Source organism: Stenotrophomonas sp. 2YAF22 (assembly GCF_052114665.1).
GTDB classification, from domain to species: Bacteria; Pseudomonadota; Gammaproteobacteria; order Xanthomonadales; family Xanthomonadaceae; genus Stenotrophomonas; species Stenotrophomonas indicatrix.
Map to the genome: position 1 here is coordinate 1 of NZ_JBFRFE010000631.1, position 2493 is coordinate 2493.

Annotated in this window: 3 protein-coding genes; all 3 read right to left on the bottom strand. The window is 64.6% G+C overall.

Translation table 11 applies throughout. From position 1 onward, the window contains the following. Nucleotides 1–1194, bottom strand: a 1194-nt coding sequence (locus AB4Y84_RS19180; protein ID WP_442250681.1) for a lactate permease LctP family transporter, incomplete at its 3' end; no start/stop codon positions are given. Between the two features lie 178 nt (nt 1195–1372). Continuing rightward, complete coding sequence (locus tag AB4Y84_RS19185) at nt 1373–1822, bottom strand: MgtC/SapB family protein (RefSeq protein WP_100460309.1); 450 nt, start codon at nt 1820–1822, stop codon at nt 1373–1375. Nucleotides 1823–1954: 132 nt separating this feature from the next. Further along, nucleotides 1955–2493, bottom strand: a 539-nt coding sequence (locus AB4Y84_RS19190) for an SDR family NAD(P)-dependent oxidoreductase (protein ID WP_442250682.1), incomplete at its 5' end; no start/stop codon positions are given.

Sequence of the window (2493 nt, forward strand, 5' to 3'; positions counted from 1 at the left end):
GGTCTGCAGCGCCGAGCGCGCCGGCATGCGCAGGGCGATGATCGCGATGATTGCGGCAAGGATGATCGAGGTACCCGTGGCCGAGAACCAGTCGAACTTGTACACCGCCTCATAGCTCAGCGGCGCATCGACGATCGGCGGCATCTTCTGCACCATCTGGTCCAGGCCCGGCACCGGAATCTTCAGCACCCAGCCTTCAAGCGGGCCACCGGCTGCGAACAGCGACTTGAACGGCTTGATGCTCCACACGGTGACCATCGCAGTGAGGATCAGGAACGGCGACCACGCCTTGGCGATCTGGCCGACGCTGTGGCGCGGCGCCTCCATTGCCTGTGCGGCCGCCTCAGCGCTGGTTTCGGTATCGAAGCGGAAGATCCGTACCGGCTTCCAGCGGCGCAGGAACAGGGTCAGGCAGACCAGCGACGCCAGCGAGGCGGTGATGTCCGGCAGTTCCGGGCCGATGAAGTTGGAGGTCAGGTACTGGGCAATGGCGAACGAACCGCCGGCCACCAGCACTGCCGGCCAGGTTTCCTTGATGCCGCGCCAGCCATCCATGATCGCCATGATCCAGAACAGCACGATGATGGTCAGGAACGGCAGCTGGCGGCCCGCCATCTGGCCGATCTCGAAGGCATCCAGGCCCGTCACCTGCCCCGCCACGATGATCGGAATGCCCATCGCGCCGAATGCCACTGGCGCGGTATTGACGATCAGGCACAGACCGGCTGCATACAGCGGCTTGAAGCCCAGCCCGACCAGCAGCGCGGCGGTGATCGCCACCGGCGCACCGAACCCGGCCGCGCCTTCTAGGAACGCACCGAAGGCGAAGCCGACCATCAGCATCTGCAACCGCTGGTCCTCGGTGACCGACAGGATCGAGGCGCGGATGATGTCGAACTGGCCGGTCTTGACCGAAACCTTGTACAGGAACACCGCGCCGATGATGATCCAGGCAATCGGCCACAGGCCATATACGAAGCCGAAGCCGGCCGCGCCCAGCGCCTGCGCCACCGGCATGCGATAGAACAGCAGCGCCACGCCAAGCGCGATGGCCACGGTGATGGTGCCGGCGATCCAGCCCTTCATGCGCAGCACGGCCAAGGCAATGAAGAAGAAGGCGATCGGCAGCAGCGCGATCAGGCTCGACAACCACAGGTTGCCAGCGGGGTCGTACACGTGTTGCCAGGGCTGCATGAGGGCTCTCGACAGGAACAGGAGGTTCCCCACCGCGTGGGGGCGTCGTGCCCGTCATCATCGGTCTTACCACTTTGACCAATGAACGGACCACAGGCGCGAATTGAACCGCCAATCCTGCGAAGAGCCAATTAGACCATAGGGCTATACGAAATTATTGGTCGTACCATTTATTGGCTTACAGCTTCTTTTCCACCCGTCGGATCAGCGCAAGCACCAGCACGCACAGTACGCTGACGCCGAGCGCGATCACGTACTTGCCGATGCCCACGGCAATGCCGATGGCCGCGGCCATGATCAAAGAGCTGGCCGTGGTGAGCCCGCTGACCTGGTCCTCGCGATTGCCGCGCAGGATGGTGCCCGCGGCAACGAAACCGACGCAGGCCACCACCGCTTCGATCAGGCGCACCGGGTCGACCTGCAGCAGATCGCGGTAGCGTTCCTGCTGGAAGTGTTCGGCCACCGAATCACCGAGGCCGACGATCAGCGCAGCGGCACCGGCAATCAGCATGTGCGTGCGCAGGCCGGCAGCGTGCTTGCCCATCTCACGTTCAACGCCCAGCACGCCGCCAAAGACCATGGCGGCGGCTACGCGCAGCAGAATGGACATGTCCTGGGTAAGTTCCATGGGGAGGCTCCGGAAGTTTCCCGGAGCGTTGCTCGGCGGCCGTGGGACGGGGGTGAAGGCGATGGAACGCGCTCTTCACCGGGCGATGCCGCCTTGTTCCATGCAACGGGAGTTGCCGGCCAGCGGCCGGCACTACTGCGCCAGGTAACCACCGTCGATGGCGTAGTAGGCGCCCGTTGCGAACGAGGCATCGTCGCTGGCCAGCCAGGCGACGAGCGCGGCCACTTCCTGCGGCGTTCCCAAACGCTTGAGTGCATGCCGGCCCTCCAGGGTGGCACGCACTTTGGCGTCCATCTTTTCCAGCAACGGCGTGTTGATGAAGCCCGGGCCCACCGCATTGATGCGGATGCCATCGGCAGCGTGCTCCCATGCAGCCGTCTGGGTCAGGCCGACCACGCCGTGCTTGGCGGCCGCGTAGGCGGTCGAACCGGCATACCCGACCTGGCCCAGGATGGAGGCCATGTTGATGATGCTGCCGCCGCTGCCCGCCGTGCGCATCGCCTGGATCTGCGCCCGCTGGCACAGGAACACGCTGGTCAGGTTCACATCGACCACGCGCTTCCAGCCATCGATGGGATAGTCGCCGCTGCTTGCCGCTGGCCCGCCGATGCCAGCGTTATTCACTGCAACATGCACGCCACCCAGTTCGTGCATGTTGCAGTGAATAACGC

Coding starts and splice junctions, on each gene's coding strand:
- AB4Y84_RS19185 (WP_100460309.1), bottom strand. CDS start 1,822: ATGGAACTTACCCAGGACATGTCCATTCTGCTGCGCGTAGCCGCCGCC.